Origin of the sequence: Rossellomorea vietnamensis NBRC 101237 (assembly GCF_001591825.1) — a bacterium.
Taxonomy (GTDB): Bacteria; Bacillota; Bacilli; order Bacillales; family Bacillaceae_B; genus Rossellomorea; species Rossellomorea vietnamensis.
This window is the reverse complement of record NZ_BCVQ01000114.1, coordinates 1-558: the sequence shown is the minus strand read 5'-3', so window position 1 is coordinate 558 and position 558 is coordinate 1. Positions and strand designations below refer to the sequence as shown.

Annotated in this window: 4 tRNA genes; all 4 read left to right on the top strand. The window is 45.7% G+C overall.

From position 1 onward, the window contains the following. Window positions 1-77 precede the first annotated feature (77 nt). The 4 genes from BVI01S_RS21895 (at window position 78) to BVI01S_RS21880 (ending at window position 539) form a co-directional block, all read left to right on the top strand. Window positions 78-152: transfer RNA gene (locus BVI01S_RS21895), tRNA-Gln, on the top strand. A gap of 4 nt (window positions 153-156) precedes the next feature. Continuing rightward, a tRNA-Lys gene (locus BVI01S_RS21890) sits at window positions 157-232 on the top strand. Window positions 233-296: 64 nt separating this feature from the next. Next, a tRNA-Leu gene (locus BVI01S_RS21885) sits at window positions 297-378 on the top strand. 75 nt (window positions 379-453) lie between these two features. Then, a tRNA-Leu gene (locus BVI01S_RS21880) sits at window positions 454-539 on the top strand. The last annotated feature ends 19 nt before the right edge of the window (window positions 540-558 follow it).

Sequence of the window (558 nt, the reverse complement as noted above, 5' to 3'; positions counted from 1 at the left end):
TTATTTTTAAAAAAGTAATTGACTTTAACGAGGTGGACATGTTAATATTAAAACCTCGTCACTTTTTGAAAAAGTATTGGGCTATAGCCAAGCGGTAAGGCATCGCACTTTGACTGCGACATGCGTTGGTTCGAATCCAGCTAGCCCAGCCATAGCGAGCCATTAGCTCAGTTGGTAGAGCATCTGACTTTTAATCAGAGGGTCGAAGGTTCGAATCCTTCATGGCTCACCAAAGATTTTTGCCCAAGCAAAATATCTTACAATTGTTTTTCACCAATGTGGAAAACGGAATACATGCGGGTGTGGCGGAATTGGCAGACGCACCAGACTTAGGATCTGGCGCCGCAAGGCGTGGGGGTTCAAGTCCCTTCACCCGCACTTTTAAAAACCTTTTAAAAAGTTATTGACAAAATAGAAACACCTCAGTTATAATAGTGTTTGTCGCTTTAAAACGCGGTCGTGGCGGAATGGCAGACGCGCTAGGTTGAGGGCCTAGTGGGGGCGACCCCGTGGAGGTTCAAGTCCTCTCGGCCGCACCAAAAGGTTTCAAAGACATAT